This is a genomic window from uncultured Veillonella sp. (genome assembly GCF_905209685.1).
Classification (GTDB): domain Bacteria; phylum Bacillota; class Negativicutes; order Veillonellales; family Veillonellaceae; genus Veillonella.
This window is the reverse complement of the sequence record NZ_CAJLUB010000163.1, coordinates 1-3,174: the sequence shown is the minus strand read 5'-3', so window position 1 is coordinate 3,174 and position 3,174 is coordinate 1. Positions and strand designations below refer to the sequence as shown.

At 37.0% G+C, this 3,174-nt stretch carries 5 protein-coding genes; all 5 read left to right on the top strand.

Translation table 11 applies throughout. The annotated features are described in order from the left end of the window. The coding region (locus QZ055_RS08840) for an HAD-IC family P-type ATPase (protein WP_295826317.1) at positions 1-677 on the top strand (677 nt) is incomplete at its 5' end. Between the two features lie 115 nt (positions 678-792). Then, on the top strand, positions 793-1,197 hold the full coding sequence (locus tag QZ055_RS08835) for a hypothetical protein (protein ID WP_295826314.1): 405 nt from the start codon (positions 793-795) through the stop codon (positions 1,195-1,197). Further along, the gene (locus QZ055_RS08830) at positions 1,190-2,032 is read left to right on the top strand and encodes a hypothetical protein (protein ID WP_295826311.1); all 843 of its coding nucleotides are present in this window, start codon (positions 1,190-1,192) and stop codon (positions 2,030-2,032) included. The genes QZ055_RS08835 and QZ055_RS08830 overlap by 8 nt, the downstream gene beginning before the upstream one ends. Positions 2,033-2,081: 49 nt before the next feature. Then, the gene (locus tag QZ055_RS08825; protein ID WP_295826308.1) at positions 2,082-2,882 is read left to right on the top strand and encodes an ECF transporter S component; all 801 of its coding nucleotides are present in this window, start codon (positions 2,082-2,084) and stop codon (positions 2,880-2,882) included. A 67-nt stretch (positions 2,883-2,949) separates the two neighbouring features. Next, positions 2,950-3,093: a six-cysteine ranthipeptide SCIFF gene (gene scfA, locus QZ055_RS08820; protein ID WP_004693318.1), complete on the top strand. Its 144-nt coding sequence runs from the start codon at positions 2,950-2,952 to the stop codon at positions 3,091-3,093. Positions 3,094-3,174: the final 81 nt, after the last annotated feature.

Genomic DNA, 3,174 nt, shown 5'->3' with positions numbered 1-3,174 from the left:
AAGAAAAGTTCAATAATTTACCAAATTCATCTTCCCATATTTACCTCGCTATTGGTGGTACACTAGCAGCGGTTATTTGTATTAAAGACCCTGTTCGTGAGGAAGCAAAACAAGTTATAGCTGATTTACACACATTGGGTATTAAAAAGGTTGTCATGATGACTGGTGACTCCAAACGTAATGCACAACGTGTAGCTGACGAACTCGGCATTGATGAATTGCATGCTGAAGTATTGCCAGAAGATAAAGCCGCTTATGTAAAACAAGCTAAAGCTGAAGGCTATACTGTTATGATGGTAGGGGATGGTATTAATGACTCCCCAGCAATTTCTGAGGCACATGTTGGTATCGCTATGAATGAAGGCGCTCCAATTGCTCAAAAAATTGCAAATGTTACTATTTCTTCCGACCATCTACAAGCTCTTGTAGATTTACGCCGCATTTCCATGGCATTGATGAAACGCATCAAAGCAAATTACAATGGTATCGTTGGTTTCAATGGTGCTCTTGTAGGTGGTGGCGTACTCGGTATTATGCCGCCAAGCCAAACAGCATGGTTGCATAATCTATTCACATTGGGTATCGGCTTAGAAAGCATGACTCCATTGTTGAATAAAGAAGAACAAAAGGAAACTGTTCCTACAATTGATGTAACAGCTGACTCTGTAGTAGCTTAATTAAAAACCTCCATATAAGGTATTCAGTTACCTATATGGAGGTTTTTCTTTTTTGATGACATTTATCTATGATTATTGTAAAATACAAAGAGATTACATATCATAGGAGATCTTTATGAACACATTAATAGATATTTGTAAAAGATCCATCTACTTGAATATATTTATCGTAGTAATTCCTATTATTGCGTATATGATTCATAATGGGTCGAGTGCGATGGTAGCACTTGTATGGTATTTGCTCTTATCGTTAATAATGCCTTGGGCATATTTATCGTTTAAAAGTAGTACCTTTGGCGATGGTAAACCGATTAGCCGTATTGCCTATGTTATATGTTGGATTATAATCCACGGTATTAGCTATAAAGGTATTTTTCTCGGTGTAGATTTATCGATGCTATGGAGCTGGCCTACAGCTGGCCGAGATGTAGCTTTTTTAGTAGCTATGTATATTGGTGTTACTATTAGCTTGATTTTTGCATATGGTCTTACTCGTTTAGTAGGAGGCCGTAATGAATAAGAATTTCTGGTTGTTTACCGTTGTCTGTGCATTATTTGTAAGTGCTGTAACGACAGTTCTTTCCTTGAGTGGAGCGCTAGCTTTACCAATCTTAGTATTCCCCGTGTTGTCCCTCGTAATACCTCTTATGGTACGAAGACTTAAGAATGCTAAATTTAATGACGATCTACCATTGGGTATGGGCTATCATACGTATAGTTGGGCTTGGTGGACTGTATTTTCATTTCTTCATACGCCCTTTAGCTTTACTGCAGATAGTGGAATTGTAACAGCGTTGCTTCTCTTCGTGGTGTATTTTATTGTTCAAGTACTTATTGAACTTTTTGGATTGTTAGCTACTAAGTTTTTCAATCGAAATCATCGATGGGGAATGGTAGATGAAGCACTCGATATAATTGGATATACTATTCCAATTCCATTCTTATATATTGGTTCACTTCTCTATATTGATCTACAAGATCCAATGGTTTATTTCATGTATGCGTCATCTATGAATGTGAATATACTCTTTGCAGAATTGGTGTCATTACTTATATCCTTATTGGTATTCGTATTCTATTTATACCCAAGAGAAATAGCCTATAAAGGTATACGATTATTTCGTATTGTTTTAACTGCTGGTTTATGGCTCGCTATGAATGCCCATATTTTATATGGTGGTTATATTCCAGAATTTGTTTTATCTTTAGTTCCCACCGTTTTTCCAACGTATCAAGGTAATCCAGTAGTGTTTGTTACCCCAACTTTGTTAGAAGCTGGTATGACAGGTGTAGCAGTGATTATAGGTGCATTGGTAGAGCGTGGTATTATTTCACGACGCCGTGAACGTATTTAATTTCTAGTTTCGACTTATATCCGTAAGGAATGAGAACGAAGGAGGATCTATGAACAATAATGAACGTCCAGTGGATGATAACTCAACTGTATCAATCCAAGACAATGAAAAAATGAAGCAAGTTGAACGTAAAGAGACCAAAAAGCAGAAGAAGAGTGGCATTACGATTCGAGAATTAACAATTATTGGTCTATTAGCGGGGATTACTATTGCATTAGGTGTTTCTGGCTATGGTATTATTCCATTAGGCCCTCTTAATGTAACTACGTTGCATGTACCGACACTTATTGGTGCTATCGTAGAGGGACCTAAAGTGGGTGCTTTTGTAGGCTTCATCTTTGGTTGCTATAGCTTGTGGCAAAATATTACAGCACCGAATATTTTATCCCCTCTATTTATTAATCCAATTATTTCTGTGCTACCACGTATTCTTTTCCCAGTATTAGCATATTTAGTATATTTACTATTATGGAAAGCACCGCAAGGTCCACGCATTATCGTGTCTGCTTTCATGGGTACCGTATTCCATACAATTATGGTTATGGGGCTTATTTTCTTACTTTACGCAGATATGTTTGCTGTTAAAATGAATCTTAGTCCAGATCAAGTATTAGGGTCTATTGTATTCTTATCTGTTACACATGGTATTCCAGAAGCAGTTTTTGCTGCTGTTATCGTGACACCAGTTGCAATGGCATTGAGAAAGGTATTACGTAAGGATACGCCAAAGAAATCAAAATCTGAGGATGTTACATCTACTACTGCAACAACAGGTGCAGCAAATACAAATAAATCTGCAACTGTAGAAGTAAATGAAACAAAACCTGTAGAAGAAAACATAACTAAATAGTATTTTACAGGCTTTTCATAAATATGATAAAATAAATATCATTCGATAAGTATTGAGGAGGATAACCATGGCTAAACGTATTCGTACTATCAACACTGAATCCTTACAAAAAACTGCTAAAACTGGCGGTTGTGGGGAATGTCAAACATCTTGCCAATCCGCTTGCAAAACAAGCTGCACAGTTGGTAACCAAGTTTGCAAACAAAAATAATAAAGAGGCTCGCTTAGCGGGCCTTTTTTATTATTGTCTTTAGACTGGTTCGCGACGTAGTCGCGAATCATTAAACCACCC